Annotated in this window: 12 protein-coding genes; 7 read left to right on the plus strand and 5 right to left on the minus strand. The window is 65.7% G+C overall.

The features are described 5' to 3' along the window. Positions 1 to 222 precede the first annotated feature (222 nt). Both DNK34_RS14430 and DNK34_RS14435 read left to right on the plus strand, forming a co-directional pair. On the plus strand, positions 223 to 1,968 hold the full coding sequence (locus tag DNK34_RS14430; RefSeq protein ID WP_131175725.1) for a sensor histidine kinase: 1,746 nt from the start codon (positions 223 to 225) through the stop codon (positions 1,966 to 1,968). A 131-nt stretch (positions 1,969 to 2,099) separates the two neighbouring features. Then, a complete protein-coding gene (locus DNK34_RS14435) occupies positions 2,100 to 3,443 on the plus strand; it encodes a sigma-54-dependent transcriptional regulator (RefSeq protein ID WP_131175726.1) in 1,344 nt (447 codons plus the stop codon). Between the two features lie 23 nt (positions 3,444 to 3,466). Here the strand turns inward: DNK34_RS14435 and DNK34_RS14440 are convergent, their stop codons facing one another. Next, positions 3,467 to 3,823, minus strand: a complete 357-nt coding sequence (locus tag DNK34_RS14440; RefSeq protein WP_131175727.1) for a type II toxin-antitoxin system RelE/ParE family toxin — start codon at positions 3,821 to 3,823, stop codon at positions 3,467 to 3,469. 2 nt (positions 3,824 to 3,825) lie between these two features. Next, positions 3,826 to 4,104, minus strand: a complete 279-nt coding sequence (locus DNK34_RS14445) for a type II toxin-antitoxin system ParD family antitoxin (protein WP_131175728.1) — start codon at positions 4,102 to 4,104, stop codon at positions 3,826 to 3,828. 631 nt (positions 4,105 to 4,735) lie between these two features. Between DNK34_RS14445 and DNK34_RS14450 the strand changes: the two genes are divergently transcribed. From DNK34_RS14450 to DNK34_RS14460, 3 genes are all read left to right on the plus strand, one after another. Continuing rightward, the gene (locus DNK34_RS14450) at positions 4,736 to 5,692 is read left to right on the plus strand and encodes a TAXI family TRAP transporter solute-binding subunit (protein WP_131175729.1); all 957 of its coding nucleotides are present in this window, start codon (positions 4,736 to 4,738) and stop codon (positions 5,690 to 5,692) included. Between the two features lie 205 nt (positions 5,693 to 5,897). After that, positions 5,898 to 7,922, plus strand: a complete 2,025-nt coding sequence (locus DNK34_RS14455; protein WP_131175730.1) for a TRAP transporter permease — start codon at positions 5,898 to 5,900, stop codon at positions 7,920 to 7,922. After that, positions 7,919 to 8,311: a DUF1850 domain-containing protein gene (locus tag DNK34_RS14460; protein WP_131175731.1), complete on the plus strand. Its 393-nt coding sequence runs from the start codon at positions 7,919 to 7,921 to the stop codon at positions 8,309 to 8,311. Before DNK34_RS14455 ends, DNK34_RS14460 begins: the two co-directional genes overlap by 4 nt. Before the next feature lie 127 nt (positions 8,312 to 8,438). Here DNK34_RS14460 and DNK34_RS14465 read toward each other — a convergent pair whose 3' ends face one another. After that, positions 8,439 to 9,254 (minus strand): ion transporter, encoded by an 816-nt coding sequence (locus tag DNK34_RS14465; RefSeq protein WP_131175732.1) that lies wholly within the window; start codon positions 9,252 to 9,254, stop codon positions 8,439 to 8,441. Positions 9,255 to 9,571: 317 nt separating this feature from the next. On the opposite strand from DNK34_RS14465, the gene DNK34_RS14470 reads away from it, so the two are divergent. After that, positions 9,572 to 10,075, plus strand: coding sequence for a GNAT family N-acetyltransferase (locus DNK34_RS14470; RefSeq protein WP_131175733.1), 504 nt, complete (start codon positions 9,572 to 9,574; stop codon positions 10,073 to 10,075). Positions 10,076 to 10,160: 85 nt separating this feature from the next. Beyond that, a complete protein-coding gene (locus DNK34_RS14475; protein WP_131175734.1) occupies positions 10,161 to 10,691 on the plus strand; it encodes a DUF3617 domain-containing protein in 531 nt (176 codons plus the stop codon). 272 nt (positions 10,692 to 10,963) lie between these two features. Here the strand turns inward: DNK34_RS14475 and DNK34_RS14480 are convergent, their stop codons facing one another. Together DNK34_RS14480 and DNK34_RS14485 are read right to left on the minus strand one after the other, a co-directional pair. Next, positions 10,964 to 11,404 (minus strand): hypothetical protein, encoded by a 441-nt coding sequence (locus tag DNK34_RS14480; protein ID WP_131175735.1) that lies wholly within the window; start codon positions 11,402 to 11,404, stop codon positions 10,964 to 10,966. Positions 11,405 to 11,406: 2 nt separating this feature from the next. Continuing rightward, on the minus strand, positions 11,407 to 18,459 hold the full coding sequence (locus tag DNK34_RS14485; protein WP_131175736.1) for a two-partner secretion domain-containing protein: 7,053 nt from the start codon (positions 18,457 to 18,459) through the stop codon (positions 11,407 to 11,409). Between the last annotated feature and the right edge of the window lie 36 nt (positions 18,460 to 18,495).

Below are 18,495 nucleotides of genomic sequence, written 5' to 3' on the forward strand. Positions count from 1 at the left end.
GTAGTGGTAATGAGGCGGGGGGCCACTCTACAGGCGAGGTCACGCAAGGTGCCTCCAGGAGCGAACGGCCTCCCCGGTAACTGCTTCCGTCATGGTTGTTGACAGATAAGCTCAACATACAAGGAGCCCCGACCTCGGGGCGATAACGATGGCAGCCATGGCGCTGGGGCTTGCCGCTTCTTTCAAGCTACCATGCCGCCATCGCCATGACCCGAGTCGTGCATGTCCAGCCTGCTGTCGCGTTACCGCATCGTCGCCATCGTGCTGCTGGTCGTCCTCGGCCTGGCGGTCAGCCTCTGGCTGGGCGGCCGCTATGCCGAGCAGCGCGCCTGGGCGGAGCGCAGCCACGAAGCCCATGGCCAGTTGCAGCTTTACGCCCAGTCTATCCAGACCCTGGTCGACCGCTACCGCTCGGTGCCGCAGTTGCTGTCCATGGACGGCGATATCCAGTCCCTGCTGCTGGCGCCGGAGGACCCGCAATTGCGCGACAAGCTCAATCGCCGCCTCGAACAGCTCAATGTCGCCGCCGGTTCCAGCGTGCTCTACCTGATCGACCCCCAGGGCGTGACCCTGGCGGCCAGCAACTGGCAGGAGTGGAGCAGTTTCGTCGGCAGCAACTATGGTTTCCGTCCGTATTTCCAGGATGCCCTGCACCGCACTGCCGGCCGCTATTTCGCCGTGGGCGTGACTACCGGCGTGCCGGGCTATTTTCTTTCCCACGCCGTGTACGACGATGACGGCACGGTGATCGGCGTGCTGGTGGTCAAGCTCGAACTGGAGGAGCTGCAGCGCGAGTGGGTCGGCCAGCCCGGCGTGCTGCTGGTGGCCGACAGCTATGGCGTGGTGATTCTCAGCAGCCGCCCGGCCTGGCGTTTCCGCGCCCTGGAAGAGCTCGACGAGCTCGATCACGCCGAACTGGTGGAGGTGCGCAAGTACGCCGAACGCTCGCTGCAGACCTTGCCCAAACAGCCGGGGCGCCACTTCGACGGCGATGCCGACTGGATGCACATCGACGGCCCCGACGGGCGCCAGGCGTACCTGTGGCAGCGCCTGGAACTGCCCAGCGAGGCCTGGACGCTGCATTTGCTGATCGAGGAAAACAGCCTCGGCAGCACCGCGCGCAGCTATCGCCTGGCGGCCGGCGGGGTCTGGCTGACCCTGGTGTTCCTCGTGCTGTTCCTGTTGCAGCGGCACAAGAATCAGCGTTTGCAGGCCAGCATCCGGGAAAATCTGGAGCGTGAGGTGACGCTGCGCACCGCCGAGCTGCGCGAGGCCCAGGAAGGCCTGGTGCATGCGGCGAAGATGGCGGCGCTGGGGCAGATGTCGGCGGCCATGGCCCACGAGATCAACCAGCCGCTGACCGCCATCCAGATGCACCTGGGCAGCCTTGGCCTGCTGCTCGACAGCGGCCGTGAGGATGCCGTGCGCGAAGGCATGCAGCGCATCGACGGACTGTTGCAGCGCATGGCCGGCTTGACCGGGCACCTGAAGACCTTCGCCCGCAAGAGCCCGGGCGGCCTGTGCGAACGTCTGCTGCTCAGCGATGTGCTGGAGCAGGCCTTGCAACTGCTGGCACCGCGTCTGCGCAGCGAGCAGGTCGAACTGCGCCGCGAGATACGCGGCGAAGCCCGGGTCAGCGGTGACGCGATCCGCCTGGAACAGGTGCTGCTCAACTTGTTGAACAATGCCCTGGACGCCATGCTCGACAGCCCCACGCGGGTGCTCGGCGTGCTGATCGAGGTGCAGGGCGACAGTTGCCTGCTGCGGGTCAGCGACAGTGGCGGCGGTATCCCCGAGGAACACCTGGCCCATGTCTTCGAGCCCTTCTTCACCACCAAGCCGGTGGGCGAGGGGCTGGGCCTCGGCCTGGCGATCTCCTATGGCATCGTGCGTGACCTGGGCGGCAGCCTGGAGGCCGCCAACGGTGCCAATGGCGCCGTGTTCACCCTGCGCCTGCCCAGGCTCTGAAAGAGGGGCCCGAGCCCTGGGGCGGCTATGCCGTGGCCCGTTCCTTGCCGGACAGGTGGCGGGCCTGTGCCACCGACTTACCCCGGGAAAACAACCTGACGTTACACTGCGTCGTCGAATCAGGAGGTGGTATGGACGGTCAGGTCATAGTGGTCGATGACGAAGCGGCGATTCGCGAAGCCGTGCAGCAATGGCTGGAGTTGTCCGGTTTCAGCGTGCAGACCTGCGCCAACGCGGCCCAGGCCCTGGCGCTGGTCGAGCGCGACTTTCCCGGCGTGGTGATCAGCGATGTACGCATGCCCGGTACCGACGGCCTGCAACTGCTCGCCAAGCTGATCGAGCGCGATCGCGATCTGCCGGTGATCATGGTCACCGGCCATGGCGATGTGCCCATGGCCGTGCAGGCGCTGAAGCAGGGCGCCTACGACTTCATCGAGAAGCCCTTCACCCCCGATCGTCTGCTCGACACCGTGCGCCGTGCCCTGGAGAAGCGGCGCCTGGTCTGCGAGAACCGCCGGCTGCGGCAACAGTTCGCCCTCAAGGACGATATCGCCGCGCAGCTGCTCGGCGTATCGCGGCCCATGGAGCGTTTGCGCCGGCAGATCCTGGAGCTGGCCGGCACCTCGGTGAACATCCTCATCCGCGGCGAAACCGGTTGTGGCAAGGAGCGCGTGGCGCGTTGCCTGCACGACTTCAGCGAGCGTGCCGACAAACCCTTCGTGGCGCTCAATTGCGCGGCGATCCCCGAGCACCTGTTCGAGAGCGAGCTGTTCGGTCACGAGACCGGCGCCTTCACCGGCGCCCAGAGCAAGCGTATCGGCCGCATCGAGCATGCCGATGGCGGCACCCTGTTTCTCGACGAAGTGGAAAGCCTGCCCCTGGCCCAGCAGGTCAAGCTGCTGCGCGTGCTGCAGGAGAAGACCCTGGAGCGCCTGGGTTCCAACCGCAGCATCCGCGTCGACCTGCGGGTCATCAGCGCGGTCAAGCCGGACCTGCAGGGCGAGGTCAAGGCCGGGCGGTTCCGCGAGGATCTGCTGTATCGGCTGAATGTCGCCACCCTGCAGATACCGCCGCTGCGCGAGCGGCGCGAAGACATCCCGCTGCTGTTCGAGCACTTCGCCCTGGATGCCGCCAGCCGTCACGGACGCGAGCTGACCCCGCTGAGCCCGGCCGAGCTGGCCGGCCTGCTCGGCCATGACTGGCCGGGCAACGTACGCGAGCTGATCAACGCCGCGGAACGGCATGCCCTGGGCCTCGACACCTCGGCCTGGGAAAGCGGCGGCCAGGCGCTGGCGCAGCAGATGGAGGCCTTCGAGGCGCAGTGCCTGCACAACGCCTTGTTGCGCTGCCAGGGCAGCATCCTGCAGACCATGGAGTTGCTGCAGCTGCCGCGACGTACCCTCAACGAGAAGATGCAGCGCCACGGCCTGCAGCGCAGCCATTATCGGCCGGCGGGCAGTCCTGACGACGACTAGGAGATCGGCTTCGCCAACGGGTGTCATGCCCCTCTGGACGGGAGATGCCGCTTGACCTCCATTGCCTCATGCAGCAGGCGAACGATCTCCACCACCTGATCCGCACCGAGTCGATAGAACACGACGTGCCTTGGTCGAGCGATCCTGCCGCCGGCTGCCTTGCCACGGCAGTAGATAAGATGAAGGCTGCGAATACCCTCGGCGAGTTCGTCTCGAGCCAGGCTGCCAATCCGCTCCGGCTGCTCTGCGAACGATCCGAATGCCGTCAGGATCAGGCTCTGGTAGCGGCGTCTGGCTTGCGGGCCGAACTGGACCTGGGTGTAGCCAAGCGCGTCGACGATGTCGTCACGGGCAGCATGGGTGATTCGGTACTGGGCCATGCTCAGGGCCTGTCATCGGCCTGCTGGCCGAGCGCCTCGAGGTACTGCTCCAGGTTCTCGCTGTTGACGAGGTCGAATTGGCCGCTTTCCAGCTGCATGATTGCGCGAGAGGTGGCATTTCTGAGGGCTTCCACCTTGGCGGCTTCTTCAGCCTCTTGCTGCAACAGAAGGCGAAGACCTGCGCGAATCACTTCGCTGGCGTTCTGGTAGCGACCTGCGGTCACCAGGTTCTCGATACCCTGTTCCAGCGGTTCCGGTAGGACGACGTTTCTGGTGGACATCTGCTGTGCTCCAACTCATAGGGCGATGGCATATTATGCCATCAGGCTCATAAAAGACATGGTCCGGTGCACGCCTCGGCCGCTTCTGGCTGCGCCGTTGTCCGCCCGAACCGAGGTCGTAGCCTGGGTCGAGCGCAGCGATACCCAGGTTGCCCTGTCCCGGGTGTCGCTGCGCTCGACCCGAGCTACACGAAAAGGAGGTTCGGCACGGACCCCGTAGCTTGCCATGCTCCGCCTGTGTCGCGATGGCAGTCGCGACATTGCGAGCGCCGCGGCTGAGGCGTTTTCGGAGCGGCTACCGTCCGACTGGGTACGAATAAGCGGAATCTTGCCGGTCGATGCCCCGCCAATCGGCGGTGTTTCGCTGGTTTCAGACCGCTGGAAATGCCCGGGCCGCCCTGGGCAGGGGGTTTCCCGCGCTGGCACGGCATCTGCTATGGAACCCTTGCAACCGTCGCTCGATGCGCCGGTGACCATAAGAAAGACAAGAGGTCGTCCATGAAGCGCCATGCCCCCGCGGGTTCGTCCCGCGCAGCCCACTGCTGTGGGCGATCCCTGTCTTTCTCCGTCATGCCGGGTGTCCTCCTGTCCGAGCGCCCTCTCTGCATAAGAACAATCACGGAGATATCCCATGCGACTGACCAAGCGCTTCAGCCTCTTCGCCGCCGCCGCGGCCTTCACTGCCAGTACCGCGGTGCTCGCCGCGCCGACCTTCATCAACGTGCTCACCGGTGGCACCAGCGGGGTCTATTACCCGATCGGCGTGGCGCTGTCGCAGCTCTACGGCAACGGCATCCCCGGCGCCAAGACCTCGGTACAGGCGACCAAGGCCTCGGTGGAGAACCTCAACCTGCTGCAGGCCGGCCGCGGTGAACTGGCCTTCGCCCTCGGCGATTCGGTGGACGATGCCTGGAACGGCGTCGAGGATGCCGGCTTCAAGGCGCCGCTGAAGAAACTGCGGGCCATCGCCGCCACCTACCCGAACTACATCCAGATCGTCGCCAGCAAGGAGTCCGGGATCAAGACCCTGGAAGACCTCAAGGGCAAGCGCATCTCGGTCGGTGCGCCGAAGTCCGGCACCGAGCTCAACGCGCGGGCGATCTTCAAGGCCGCCGGCCTGACCTACAAGGACATGGGCCGCGTCGAATTCATGCCTTATGCCGAGTCGGTCGAGCTGATCAAGAACCGCCAGCTGGACGCCACCCTGCAGTCCTCGGGCCTGGGCATGGCGGCGATCCGCGACCTGGCCTCGATGGTGCCGATCACCTTCGTGGCGATCCCCGAAGAGGTGGTGGCCAAGATCGGCAGCAGCGCCTACCAGCCGATGGTCATTCCGGCCAACACCTATGACGGTCAGGTCGAGGACGTGCCGACCGCCGCGATCATCAACATCCTGGTCAGCCATGAAGGCGTCGACGACGAAATCGCCTACCAGATGACCAAGCTGATGTTCGACAACCTGCCGCGCCTGGCCAACTCGCACTCGGCGGCCAAGGACATCCAGCTGGAAAACGCCACCGAAGGCCTGCCGATCCCTCTGCACCCCGGTGCCGAGCGCTTCTACAAGGAAGCCGGCGTTCTGCAGTGAATGCCGAACCGTAGGGCGGGTCGGGCCGCGCAGGCTAGCGACGCCGGACGCAGTCATGGCGCGTCGCGTAACCCACCAAGCGCTAGTCGGCGTGGCATCAGTGGTGGGTTACGGCGCAGTCGTGATCGCAGTGTTCGTGCAGCCGGTTACAGGCGCCTGACCCACCCGACGAAACCGTATCCCTCTTGCCTGAGGCACGACCATCATGAGTGAACATCAAGGGCTCAACAGCAGCCCCAACGAATGGCCGCGGACGTTGTTCTACGTCGCCCTGCTGTTCTCGACCTACCAGATCATCACCGCGGCTTTTCACCCGGTCTCCAGCCAGGTGCTGCGCGCCGGGCATATCGGCTTCCTGCTGCTGATGGTCTATCTGTGCTACCCGCTCGCTGGCAAGTCGCGTCCGTGGCAGCCCCTGGCCTGGCTGCTGGGCCTGGCCGGCATGGCCACCTTCGCCTACCAGTGGATCTTCGAGGCCGATCTGGTCCAGCGCTCGGGGGATCTGAGCACGGCCGACATGGTCGTCGGCATCGTCCTGATGGTGCTGATCTTCGAGGCGGCGCGGCGGGTCATGGGCATCGCCCTGCCGATCGTCTGCGGGGCCTTTCTCGCCTATGGCCTGTTCGGCGAATACATGCCCGGCGACCTGGCCCACCGTGGCTACGGCTTCGACCAGATCATCAACCAGCTGGCCTTCGGCACCGAGGGCTTCTACGGCACGCCGACCTATGTCTCGGCCACCTACATCTTCCTGTTCATCCTGTTCGGCGCCTTCCTCGAGCAGGCCGGGATGATCAGGTTGTTCACCGATTTCGCCATGGGCATGTTCGGCCACCGCACCGGCGGCCCGGCCAAGGTCTCGGTGGTGTCCTCGGTGCTGATGGGCACCATTACCGGCTCCGGCGTGGCCAACGTGGTCACCACCGGCCAGTTCACCATCCCGCTGATGAAACGCTTCGGCTACAAGGCGGCCTTCGCCGGCGGCATCGAGGCCACCGCCAGCATGGGCAGCCAGATCATGCCGCCGGTGATGGGTGCGGTGGCCTTCATCATGGCCGAGACCATCAACGTGCCCTTCGTCGAGGTGGCCAAGGCGGCGCTGATCCCGGCCTGCCTGTACTTCGGCTCGATCTTCTGGATGGTTCACCTGGAGGCCATGAAGCACAACCTCAAGGGCCTGCCGAAAGACCAGTGCCCGAGCGTCTGGGAGGCGGTGAAGAAGCGCTGGTTCCTGCTGATCCCGCTGGTGGTGCTGGTGTACCTGCTGTTCTCCGGCTTCACGCCGATGTTCTCCGGCACCGTGGGCCTGGCGCTGACCGCCATCGTCATTCTCGGCTCGGCGATCATCCTGCGCTTCGATTCGTTCTGGTTGCGCATGGCCTTCTGGGTGGCGCTGGGGGTGCTCTGCGCCGGCTTCTTCCAGCTCGGCATCGGGGTGATCTTCGGCGTCATCGCGGTGCTGGTGGCGACCTGCTGGTTCATCAAGGGCGGTCGCGAAACCCTGCGCGCCTGCGTCTTCGCCCTGGCCGAAGGCGCCCGCCACGCGGTGCCGGTGGGCATCGCCTGCGCCCTGGTCGGGGTGATCATCGGCATCGTCTCGCTGACCGGCATCGCCACCACCTTCGCCGGCTACATCCTCGCCGTGGGCCAGGACAACCTGTTCCTCTCGCTGGTGCTGACGATGATCACCTGCCTGATCCTCGGCATGGGCATCCCGACCATCCCCAACTACATCATCACCAGCGCCATCGCCGCGCCGGCGCTGCTGGACCTGGGCGTGCCGCTGATCGTCTCGCACATGTTCGTCTTCTACTTCGGCCTGATGGCCGACCTGACGCCGCCGGTGGCCCTGGCCTGCTTCGCCGCGGCGCCGATCGCCAAGGAAAACGGCATGAAGATCAGCCTGGTGGCGGTGCGCGTGGCCATCGCCGGTTTCATCGTGCCGTTCATGGCGGTCTACGACCCGGCGCTGATGATGCAGGGCGACAGCTGGACTGCGACGATCTACATGGTGATCAAGGCGATGTTCGCCGTGGGTCTGTGGGGCATCGCCGTGGTCGGCTACTACAGCGCACCAATGGCCTGGTGGGAGCGACTGGTGGCGTTCATCGCCGGTTTCAGCCTGGTGCTGGCAATGCCGTGGACCGATGAGGCGGGCTATGCCATCGGCATCCTGCTGATCGCCCAGCATGTCTGGCGCGTTCGCCGCCGCACGTTGGCCGCCGCGTGATCGGCCTGTGCCTGGGCCTGGCCGGGGCGGTGTGGGCGCAAGTGCCCACAGCGACCTTCACCCTGGCCTGGACGCACAGTATCGAGAAGATCCGCTGGGAAGAGGATTACCGGGTCGACGCCAAAGGGCTGCAGCTCGGCGAGGCGCGGGTTCGCGGCACGGGCGCCGGGATGGAGATCCCCAGCGGCGCCCAGTTGCGCAACGGCGCCTGGTACTACCGGCGCGAACTGCCGCCGCTGCAACCCCTGCGTCTGGGGCGCACGCCCGAGGCCGGGGACTACCAGCTGTGCCTCGAACAGGGCTGCCAACCCCTGAGCAGCTGGCTCGGCCCGCCGAAGGCGAGTCAGCCAGCCGTGGAGTTATGGAGCTGCGAGTTGGCGGGCGACTGAAAGGCGGTAGCGGCCTTCGGCCTTCGATCAAAAACGCTTGAGGCTGGAAAGCTGGACGAAAGAGCCTATGCGGTTTGCTTGTCGTTCAGCCTCCAGCCTCCAGCGCTCCTAATCGGCCGTCCGCTGATCAGGACCTGCGGCGCATCTCCGCCAACTCTGCCCTCAAGGCCCTGAGCTCCTCGAGGATCATCTGCTCGCGCTGTACCCGTGCCTCCGCTTCGGCGTCGGGGCCCTGTGCGTCCTGCATGGCGTTGACGATCACCGCGATGAACAGGTTGAGCATCATGAAGGTGGCGATCAGCACGTATGGGATGAAGAACAGCCAGGCCAGCGGATACACCTCCATGATCGGCCGCACCGTACCGCTGGACCAGCTGTCCAGGGTCATCATCTGGAACAGCGAATACAGGCTGGCGGTCAGCGAGCCGAACCATTCGGGAAAGCGCTCGCCGAACAGCTGGGTGGCCATCACCGCCGAGACGTAGACCACCAGCAGCATGAGCATGACGATGCTGCCCATGCCCGGCAGCGAGGCGAGCAGCGCCTGCACTACCTTGCGCATGCTCGGGTTGATCGACACCAGGCGCAGCACCCGCAGTACGCGCAAGGCGCGCAACACGCTGAAGGGCCCGCTGGCCGGCACCAGAGCGATGCCCACCACGATGCAGTCGAACACCGCCCACGGGTCGCGCAGCAGGCCGGGGCCGCGTGCAACGAAGCGCAGCGCCAGCTCGATCACGAACACGGCGAGAATGAACATGTCCAGCGGCAACAGCAGCCAGCCCCATTCGGCGACGATCTGCGCCGAGGTGAGCAGGCCGAGAATGGCCGCGTTGATCAGGATCAGCACGGTGATCAGGCGCTGAACCGGTTTGCCTTCCATTACCTGTGCCAGGTGCACGCGCCAGGTATTGGGGGCTTTTTGCTGGGGGGTATCGTTCATGGTGATGGCGGTTGCGGAGCCTGTAGGGGTTGCAGAGGGTAAATAAGCACCGTTGTGGATGAAAGGGTTACCGCGCCAAGCGGCAGGATACTTTTGCGCCAAATGTAAATGCTGGATGCCGTTTGCCGGGCGCGTCCAAATGAAAGTTTGCCTTCGTCCAAATGAAAGTTTCAGGCGTCAGATCCGGGTCCATCTCGTGGCTTTCGGAGGTGGGAACACAGTGACAGCGTGCCCACGGGATTGCCGGATAGATGCCGTTTCTTTTAGCCTGCGGGCTTTGCGCGGGCCAGGCGGCCCCTGACGAGCACGGATACGACATGAGCGAGCACGGCGGCACCATCACCTATTACCTCGAGATGCACAGCCCCGAGCAGCTGCGCGGCAAGCCGCTGCCTGGCGACCTGCAGGTCGTCGAGTGCCGGATCAAGCAGTTCCCGCTCAACCGCTTTCTCTACCAACTGGTGGGTGGTCCCTGGGGCTGGACGGACAAGCTGGCGTGGTCGGATGAGCAGTGGTGCGAACTGGTCGAGCAGGACAACCACCGCACCTGGGTGGCCTATCACCAGGGCGCCATCGCCGGTTACTACGAGCTGCAGCGGGATGCTGCAGGCGCTGTGGAAATCCTCTACTTCGGCCTGGTCGAGGCCTTCTTCGGCAAGGGCTTCGGCGGCCCGCTGCTGAGCCACGCGCTGCAGTCCGCCTGGGCCTGGCCGGGCACGCGAAGGGTGTGGGTGCATACCTGCAGCCTCGATCATCCCAGCGCCCTGGGCAACTACCGGGCGCGGGGGTTGCAGCTCTATCGTCAGGAACAGGGCGACTGACAGCGACACTTCGCAGCGACATCTCGGCGGCTTCGCTGTCCAACTTCAGGCGAGTCGAGTCGCGGTCACTGAACGGAGCCTTTGCATGCCTATGTCCAGTTTGAAGTTTCTGCCTTGTTGTCTGCTGCTGTTGCCGCTGCTGGCCAGCGCCCAGCAGCAGATCCAGCCCGGCCTGTGGGAAATCACCTCGAAGAACATGCAACTGGGCGGGCAGGCGCTGCCGAGCATGGAGGTGATGTTGCAGCAGTTCAGGAACCTGCCCCCGGCGCAGCGCGAGATGATGGAGAAGGCGATGGCCGGCCAGGGCATCCAGTTGGGCAGCAAGGGCGTGCAGTACTGCATCAGCCAGGCGCAGATCGATGCCCAGAACATCCCCTTGCAGGACCCCAACTGCCGCCAGCAGATCACCTCGCGCAGCGATGACCGCTGGGTGTTCAATTTCACCTGCCCGCAGGGTCAGGGGCAGGGCGAGGCGCATTTCCTCGACGACAAGTCCTTCACCTCTCAGGTCAGCGGCGAATTCGACAATGGTGCCGGCCGTCAGCACGGCAGCATGGAGTCGGAGGCGCGCTGGGTGTCGGCCGATTGTGGTGCGCTGAAGCCGAACCAGCCCTGAGGTCGCGTCAACGGTCATGTGCCGGTCAGGGTGGTCGATGTGCCCGAGGCGGCGAACGGGGCAATCGTAATGGGGGCTACGGCCATTTGTGGATGAGGCCCTGGATTGTGGGAGGGGCTTCAGCCGCGAACTCTTCGCGCCCTTGACGGCTCAATCGCGGCTAAAGCGGATCGCCGTCCGGCCCCTCTCACGCAAACTGCAATGTCTGCTTGTACCCGCCGCTCAGCGTGGCGGCAATGCTCGAGAGCGTCCGGTGTAGTCGCTGATCAGGTTCACGGCAGGCATTCAGGCACGACCGGCCCTGCCGTACAGGCGGATGGGTTGCTCACTGTGCGGCGGCAAAATTGCATATCCCGCCCGGCTCGGCAGTAGTCGCTGTTCAGCCGGCGTTCGGCACTGGGCGAAGGCGGTATTACGCCGGATTGACAGGTGGGAAGGTCGGGCTGAAGCGTACACTGGCTAGGGTACTGCTTCGGCATCCTGTACCCGGCAGCGATCAGGCAATTTTGGGTCTCGGCCCGCTGGTTGGCCGGGCGCTCGTCATCCTGCGGATGGGGCGCACCGCATTCCAGCAGGGCCTTCTTGACCTGTAGGATCGAGGCGCCCGGCTTTTGCCAAATCTCGAAGTTGAATGGTGGCGGCTGAAAGGGCGGGTTCGCGTAGCAGGCAGACAGGCTGGTTGCCAGCAGCAGGATCAGGGACAGGGTGCGCATGCTTAGGGGCTCGCCTTGATGATGACGGTATTGGGCTTGCCGTAGTTACCGCAGCCATCCTTGCCACCGCCATTGCCATAGCAACTGTGCACGGTTGCCGAACCACTGAACATGTTCAGCCATTCCTTGACCTTGGTGCTGCCGGTGCCGACCTGGTCAAAGGTGGCGGGATTGCCGCCGATGATAGAGCCGACGAAGTCGTCGCGGTGGTTTTCCAGGCTGACGCTGTCTTGCATGCCGCCACTGAGCTGGTAAAGCAGGCCGGCGGCCTTTTCGGCGTTGTAAGCGGGGCCAAAGAACTTCAGGTAGGTTTCGCTCAGGGTGCCAGGCGCGGCATTGTTGCTCGTCAGAACCTCCAAGGCGTTACCGACAGTCATCGAGCCACGGCTATGGGCGTCCAGCTCCAGGCCCTGGGTGCCATAGTGCTTGAGCAGCTCGGTGATTTCCGCCGTGGAATTGCTCAGCCCCCAGAACTCGTTCTCCAGGTGTTTCTGGTAACCCGCCACCATCAGCTCGGCCACTGTGCTGGAGGTTTTTGGGAAGGACACGATGTACAGCGGGCCGCCGCCGCTGCTGTTGTGCTGCGCAGCGTAGATGGCGGCGGCATCGGCGTCGTTGAAGATGCCGTTTACACCGATACGAACCCGTCCGTCCGGACCAGCTTTGAGCGCGAGCTTCTCTTCATCGCTAAGCAGGCGCAGTACGGGCTTTTTATTCTCCATCATGACCTTGCCGTCTTTATCCAGCATCACCTCGTACATCGGGTGTTCCTTGACGAACATGGTGCGGTAGGCGTCGTCGCTGAACTTGAAGGCTTCCACTGCCACGGCATTCTTGATGATGCGTTCGGCCTCGGCCTGTTTTTCCAGCTCCTTGGGATCGAGGCGCTCGACGCCGTTGTGGCTGCCGGCCACGTCGCGGTTGAGCAGGGCGATGGCCTGTTCGGCGCTTTGCCCGGTCTTGTCGAGCTGTTCCTGCTCGTCGCGAATCTCGATGCTGCCCGCGCTGATGGCCGCAAGTGTCCGACCGCTGTCGCCGTCACGGGCATCGCCATTGTTCAGCGCTGTACCGATAACCGCCTTGCTCAAGCCGTACTTGCCCTGGGTGAGCATGCCGCTGCTGAGGTCGATGCCGTTGCTGCGGGCGCTGGCACTGGCGCGGTTCTCCAGGTCGCTGGTGGTCAGGGTGCCGGTCACCAGGCGGTTGGTACCGGCGTCGATGGCCGCCTGGGTGCTGGCGATGACCGCGCCCTTGAGGTCGGTGTTGCCCTGCACCTTGAGGTCGAAGCCGCCGTCGCCGGCACGGATGCCGCTCTGCTCGACCACGCTGGCGTAGTCGCCGTTGGCCCTGGACTTGGCCAGGCTGAGGTTGCCGCTGACCAGGGTGCCGACGCAGAACGGCGGGATGCACAGGCTCAGCCCGGCCCCGGTGTTCTTCTGCTGGCTGGCATAGGTACTGGTGTCCTGCAGGCTCTCGACCAGCAGATCGCCGCCCACCTGGGCCTTGACGCTAGCGCCGGTGACCTGGGCACCGCGGATGCTGGTGTCGCCGCCGCTGATCAGCAGGGCAGTGTCACCGGCACTGACCAGGCTGTTGTGGTGGATCAGGTCCTCGCCATCGGCCTGGCCACGGCCACGGGAGACCGCAGCATTGAAGGTCAGGCCGTTCTGCTGGCCGCCGAAGTTGAGGCCCACGCCGAGGCTGGCCGAGCGGCTGCTTTCGGTGCTGTGCCGGGCGAGCTGGTTCTGCGCGGCGATGAGGTCGATGCGGTTGTCGGCGATCAGCGTGGCATCGCGGCCCGCGGCGATCTCGCTGCCTCGCACCAGGATGTTGCTGTCCTCGCCCGCGCCGGCAGCCACCAGGGTGACGTCGCCACCGGCCTGGATGCTGGAGCCGGCTGCATTGTCGGCGGTGTAGGTGGTGTTGCTCTGGCTGCTGCTGCTGCCGATGGAGATGTTGATGCCGAAGCCACCGGCCTTGCTCGGATCGCCCTCTTTGACCGCTGCCGAAATACCCGAACCGGCGTTGTAGGCCGTGAGCGCCGCCATGGCGCCGCCAAGGGCTTTCATGCGGTCGTCCTCGACTTCGGTGGTGGCCTTGACCAGGCGATGGGTCGATTGCAGCGCGGTGATCACCGGCGCGTTCAGGCCGACCGACAGGCCGCTCTGCCTGAACTTGGTCTCCTGCTCCTGGCGACCGATTTCGCGGGCCTCGGTGATGGCGATCTGCTGAGCCAGGACGTTGACGTCTCCGGTTGGTGTCATGACCTGGCTGCCGGTCTGTCGGTAGGCGTTGCCAGCCTCGATGATGACGTTGCCTGCCGTGCTGCCAAGGGTACTGGCGCGGGCGCTCTGGCCATCGCTGCGGTCGCTGACATTCTGCCGTTGCGTGCCGATGGTCAGCGACAGGCCGCCGCCGCTGAACAGGCCGCTCTTCTTCACAGACTGATCGTGGCGCTCCTGGTTGTACTCGCTGGCGGCCATCAGGTCGACGTCGCGTTCGCCCTGCAACTGGGTCTGCCGGGTGGAAACCAGATCGCTGCCGCGCACGCCGATGTCGCGCCCGGCGTTCAGGTAGAGCTGATCGGCGCTGAAGGTACTGCCCTCGGCCTGGGTGCGCTCGACCGTGTCACGCAGGGTGGTGGTCTTGCTTGAGAACAGGCCGCTGCGTCCCTTGAACTGGTGTGCCTCGTCGGCGAACTGCTGCTGCTCGGCGGCGTCGATGCGAATGTCGCGACCCGCCTCGGCCAGCACCAGGCCCTGCTCGCTGCGCACCGTGGCGCCACGGGCGTTGAGGTCCTGGCCGGCATTTAAGAGCAGATTGCCGGTACCCTGCACCGTGCTGCCCACTTCGCCGAGGCTGGATTCGTTGCGCCAGTTGCTGGCGTTCCAGCTAACTGCCTGCTGGTGGCTCTCGCTGACGGTGCCCAGGTTCAGGTCGCGCCCGGCCTGTAGTTGGGTGAGGCCGTCTTGGCCGGCGTTGAGCAACTGCGCCGCATTCAGGTTGATGTCGTTGCCGGCACTCACCCGCAGGGTGCCGGCGTCGCCGCTGACGAACAGCCCGGCAACGCGTGACAGGCTGGTGCGCGTGCCTTGCTCGCTGGTGCTGTCACGGGTCACTGCACTCAGGTTGACGTCGTTGCCGGCTTCGATCATCAGGTCGTCGCGGGCGCCGATCAGGCCACCGACGTTGTTCAGGTCGTCACGGGCGGTCAGCAGCGCGCGGTCGGCCTGGATACGCCCGCCGAGGTTGTCGATGTTCTGCGCGGTCAGCGCCACGATGCTGCGCCCACCGATGCTGCCGCTGTTGAGCAGATCGCCGGAGAGGTCGAGCTTGAGCTGCTGGCCGGCGATCAGCGCGCCGTTGCCGTTGAGGTCGCCGTCGCGTACCCGCACGTAGACCTGAGGCACCAGCACCTTGCGCGATTCGCCGTTGGCCAGAGTCACCGAGCGCTCCACCAGCCAGACGATGTCGCTGGTCAACTGGGCCATCTGCTCGGCGGTCAGGGCCACGCCCGGCACCAGATCCCATTCGCTGGCCAGGGTCACGGCGTTGTCGAGCAGGGCGCGGTACTGCGCCTCGTCGTCGGCGTAGCCGTCGAGGAAGCGCCGCCCGGTAAGCAGGGCGATCTGCTCGCGGATCAGCTTCTGCTCGTAGAAGCCATCACCCAGGCGCAGCTGTGTCAGCGCCGGATCCAGGCGCAGGCGCTCGAGCATGTAGTCCGACGACAGCCACTGCCGGTAGCTGGCGAAGCGCGGATCGGTTTCGACCAGATAGCCGCGAGTACCCTCCGGGTTGGTCTGATAAAGATTGTTGCTCGGCAGGGCCAGGTTCAGGCCGCCGCTGCGCACCAGATCGGCGACGTCCTGACCATTGGCGAGCAGCACCTCGACGGCCGGATCCACCTGGGTGTCGTGGCGCGTGGCGATCTGTGTATTGCTGCCGTTTACCGCCGTTTGCCCGCGCAATTCGGTGGGGCTGATGTCGATGTCCTGGATCAACGGCGCCGGTGTGTAGGCGGTGACGTTGGTGCCCTGGCGATCACGGCCCTTGCGCTGGATGCGGTAGAAGTTGGTGACCGTGCCGGTATCGTTGGTGACGCGCTGGCCGTCGGCTTCAATGTTGGTCACCTGGGCAGCGCCGACCTGCAGCAGGCCGCCGGCGATGATGCGGCTCTTGTCGTTGAGCAGGCTGTCGCCGCTGAACGACAGGTTGCCGCCGGCCAGGATCTGCCCGGGCGCCGAAGTGAGCACGCGGGTTTCGCTGACGGTGCGCTCGTAGTCGTAGCGGTTGAAGTTGTCGCGCTGGCCATCGGGTGTGGTCAGGTAGTCGACTTCGCTGTTGTGCAGGGATATCTCGTCCGGGCGGTAGCGGTTGGGCGATCCGCTGATCTGATAGTCCCGCAGTTGCTCGCGACTGACCTCGACCTGCGTGGTGCTGAAGTGTTCGTTGGTGTTACGCAATTCGCGCACGACGAGATCCAGGCTACCGAGGGACTCGATGGTGGCGCTGGCGTTGCTCAGCAGGTCGGCACGGCCGCTGGCGCGGTCGTCGCTGTCCAGCGTACCGCCGATGGCCATGTCCCCTGCGCTGAAGATCAGCGCCTGCTCGCGGTTTTCCAGGGTCTGGCTGCCGATGTCCAGCCGCTCGCGGGCGGCGAGGGTGGCGGCACGGCCGGCCTCGTCGCGATTGACCAGCAGGCGGCTGGCGACGGCCAGTCGGTCACCGTATAGCTGGCCGGTACCCAGATTGTGCAGGGCGTCGGCCTGCACGCGCACCTGCTGGCCATCGATCAGGCCGCGGTTGACCAGTTGGCCGTTGACGCGCAGGTCCACCTGGTTGGCGCTCAACTCGGCGCCGCGGGCGTTGTCCAGCGCGGCGCTGCGCAGCAGCAGCGACTGCCCGGCCTGCAACTGGCCAGCGTTGCTCAGGGTACCGCCCACCTCGACGTCCAGCTTGCCGTTGGCCTGTACCTGCCCGGCCAGGCTCATGTCGCCTTGCTGACGCAGGAGCAGGTCGCCCAGGCTCAGGGCGCGACCGTTGCCGCGCAGGTAGGCGGCGTTGAGCGACAGCAGGCGCCCGGCGAGCAGTTCGCCGCCCTGGTTGAACAGCTCCTGGGTCGTCAGCCTGGCCTCGCCGCTGGTGGCGATGGTGCCGCCGCTGTTGTCGAGGCGTTGTGCATCGCGCACTTCCAGCGTGCCGTCGTCGACGGCGAGAAGAGTGCCGTTGCGGTTGTCCAGTTCGCGGCTGTCGATCAGCACCTGGCGCCCCTGGCTGTGGCCTTCGGCGAGTACGGCCCGCTGTGCGCTCAGGCGCAGTTCGCCATTGCTCAGCAGGCTGCCGCCCGTGCTGTCGATACGCTGCGCGCTCAGCGCCAGGCTACCGTCGCCGGCGTGCTCGACCTTGCCGCCCTGGTTGTTCAGGGTCTGCGCCTTGAGGTTGAGCGTCTGTGCGTTGCTGGCGATGCGTCCGGCGCTGTTGTCCAGGCTGTCGACGGCCTCCAGGGTGCTGGCCGTGGTGCCGGTCTGCAACAGTTCGCCGCCGACGTTGGAGAGTCGATTGGCGGCCAGCGCCAGGTGCTCGGCACCGACCTTGGCGGCATCGCTGCGCAGGGTGCCGCTGGCGCTCGCCTGCAGGGCGCCGGTGCTGTCGACCTGGCTGGCGCTGAGGTCGAGGTCGCCGTTGCCGGCGTTCAGGCGCAGGTCGGCGGCCCGGGTGCGGCTGTGGCTGAGGTCGAGGCTGTCGCCCTGCACCACGAGCTTGCCGCTGGCATGGTTCTGCCCATTGGCAGCCACCTGACGGGCGTTGATTTCCAGGTTGGCGCTACCGTTGGAGTTGCCCTGAGCGTCGATGCCGGCGGCGAGCAGCGAGTCACGCCCGCTGCGTACACGTTCGGCCTGCAGGTGGGTGTCGCCCTGGGCGGCGACCACGCCGCTGTTGTCGATGTCGGCCTGGCTGCTCAGGGTCATATCACCCTTGGCGTAGAGGCTGCCAGCGTTGTCGATGGCCTGGGTGCTGGCCAACTGGGTGTCGCCGCTGCTGCTGATGGTGCCCAGGTTCTGCAGCTTGCCGTCTGCGCCGATCACCACGTCGCCGGCCATGGCGCCGATCTGCCCGGCATTGCGTACGCCGACCCCGGCCTCGGTGCCCACCAGCTTGATCTTGCCGGCGTACATGCCGCCCAGTTGGGCGACGTCGATGGCTACCTCGGGTTTGTCGCTGTCGTCATCGGCAAGGGCGGTGGCCTGGGTATTGTCGGCGCTGACCTGGTTGCGTCCGGCGGTGACCTTGAGGTCGTTGGCCCAGATGCCAGCGTTGATCTCCACGCTGCGCGCGATCAGGTCCGTGTAGTCGCTGTCACGGCTGTCCAGACCCCTGCCGGTGATGCTCAGGGTGCCACCCTCGACCTGGTAGCCGGTGATGCGGCCGTCTTCCATCTGCGCACGGCCGGTGGTCAGGGTGGAACGCTCGGCGTTGATGAAGCCGCAGCCATCGCAGGTGATCCCCGCCGGGTTGGCGATGATCACCTCGGCGCGACGCCCGGCCACTTCCACGTAGCCGCGCAGTTGGCTGGGGTTGCTGGCGTTGACCTCGTTGAGGATCACCCGGGCGCTGCCGTTGAGGTTCGGGTTGCCGTCGATCCAGCCGCCGAGCTGGGTCTGGCTGCTGGTCGCCGAGTTGTTGAGGATCGCGCCGCGGCCATCCACGTCGAACTGGTTGTAGGTGTTGCGCGACACGCCTGCGGCGCTGGGCGCGGCGATGTTCACCTGCGGCGTGCCGTTGGCGCTCTCCATCACGTTCGGACGCTGGCCGCCCGGGGCATTGGGGTCGGCGACGATGCCGTTGGCCCAGGCCGGTGTGGCCGCGAGGCTGACCAGACCCAGCGCGCCCATCATGGCAAAGCGCAGGGGCGCGAGGGTGGCGGTGCAGCCCGTGCCGACGCTGCGTGCTTCGCGTGTGCCAGGGGACTTGCCCTGGCTGCTAACGTTCTCCGCCACCACCATGAGCAGGCCGCGTGCCTTGTTGAAGATGACTCGGTGCAGATGCTTGTTCATGTGCAATTCCCTTTGCGGTAGCGGACCGCAGGCAGC

The sequence above is a fragment of the Phytopseudomonas dryadis genome (assembly GCF_004327355.1).
Taxonomy (GTDB): domain Bacteria; phylum Pseudomonadota; class Gammaproteobacteria; order Pseudomonadales; family Pseudomonadaceae; genus Aquipseudomonas; species Aquipseudomonas dryadis.

What these genes read in the sequence shown, in the direction of transcription:
- DNK34_RS14430 (WP_131175725.1), top strand. Translation starts at nt 223, where the DNA reads ATGTCCAGCCTGCTGTCGCGTTACCGCATCGTCGCCATCGTGCTGCTG.
- DNK34_RS14435 (WP_131175726.1), top strand. Translation starts at nt 2,100, where the DNA reads ATGGACGGTCAGGTCATAGTGGTCGATGACGAAGCGGCGATTCGCGAA.
- DNK34_RS14440 (WP_131175727.1), bottom strand. Translation starts at nt 3,823, where the DNA reads ATGGCCCAGTACCGAATCACCCATGCTGCCCGTGACGACATCGTCGAC.
- DNK34_RS14445 (WP_131175728.1), bottom strand. Translation starts at nt 4,104, where the DNA reads ATGTCCACCAGAAACGTCGTCCTACCGGAACCGCTGGAACAGGGTATC.
- DNK34_RS14450 (WP_131175729.1), top strand. Translation starts at nt 4,736, where the DNA reads ATGCGACTGACCAAGCGCTTCAGCCTCTTCGCCGCCGCCGCGGCCTTC.
- DNK34_RS14455 (WP_131175730.1), top strand. Translation starts at nt 5,898, where the DNA reads ATGAGTGAACATCAAGGGCTCAACAGCAGCCCCAACGAATGGCCGCGG.
- DNK34_RS14465 (WP_131175732.1), bottom strand. Translation starts at nt 9,254, where the DNA reads ATGAACGATACCCCCCAGCAAAAAGCCCCCAATACCTGGCGCGTGCAC.
- DNK34_RS14470 (WP_131175733.1), top strand. Translation starts at nt 9,572, where the DNA reads ATGAGCGAGCACGGCGGCACCATCACCTATTACCTCGAGATGCACAGC.
- DNK34_RS14475 (WP_131175734.1), top strand. Translation starts at nt 10,161, where the DNA reads ATGCCTATGTCCAGTTTGAAGTTTCTGCCTTGTTGTCTGCTGCTGTTG.
- DNK34_RS14480 (WP_131175735.1), bottom strand. Translation starts at nt 11,404, where the DNA reads ATGCGCACCCTGTCCCTGATCCTGCTGCTGGCAACCAGCCTGTCTGCC.
- DNK34_RS14485 (WP_131175736.1), bottom strand. Translation starts at nt 18,459, where the DNA reads ATGAACAAGCATCTGCACCGAGTCATCTTCAACAAGGCACGCGGCCTG.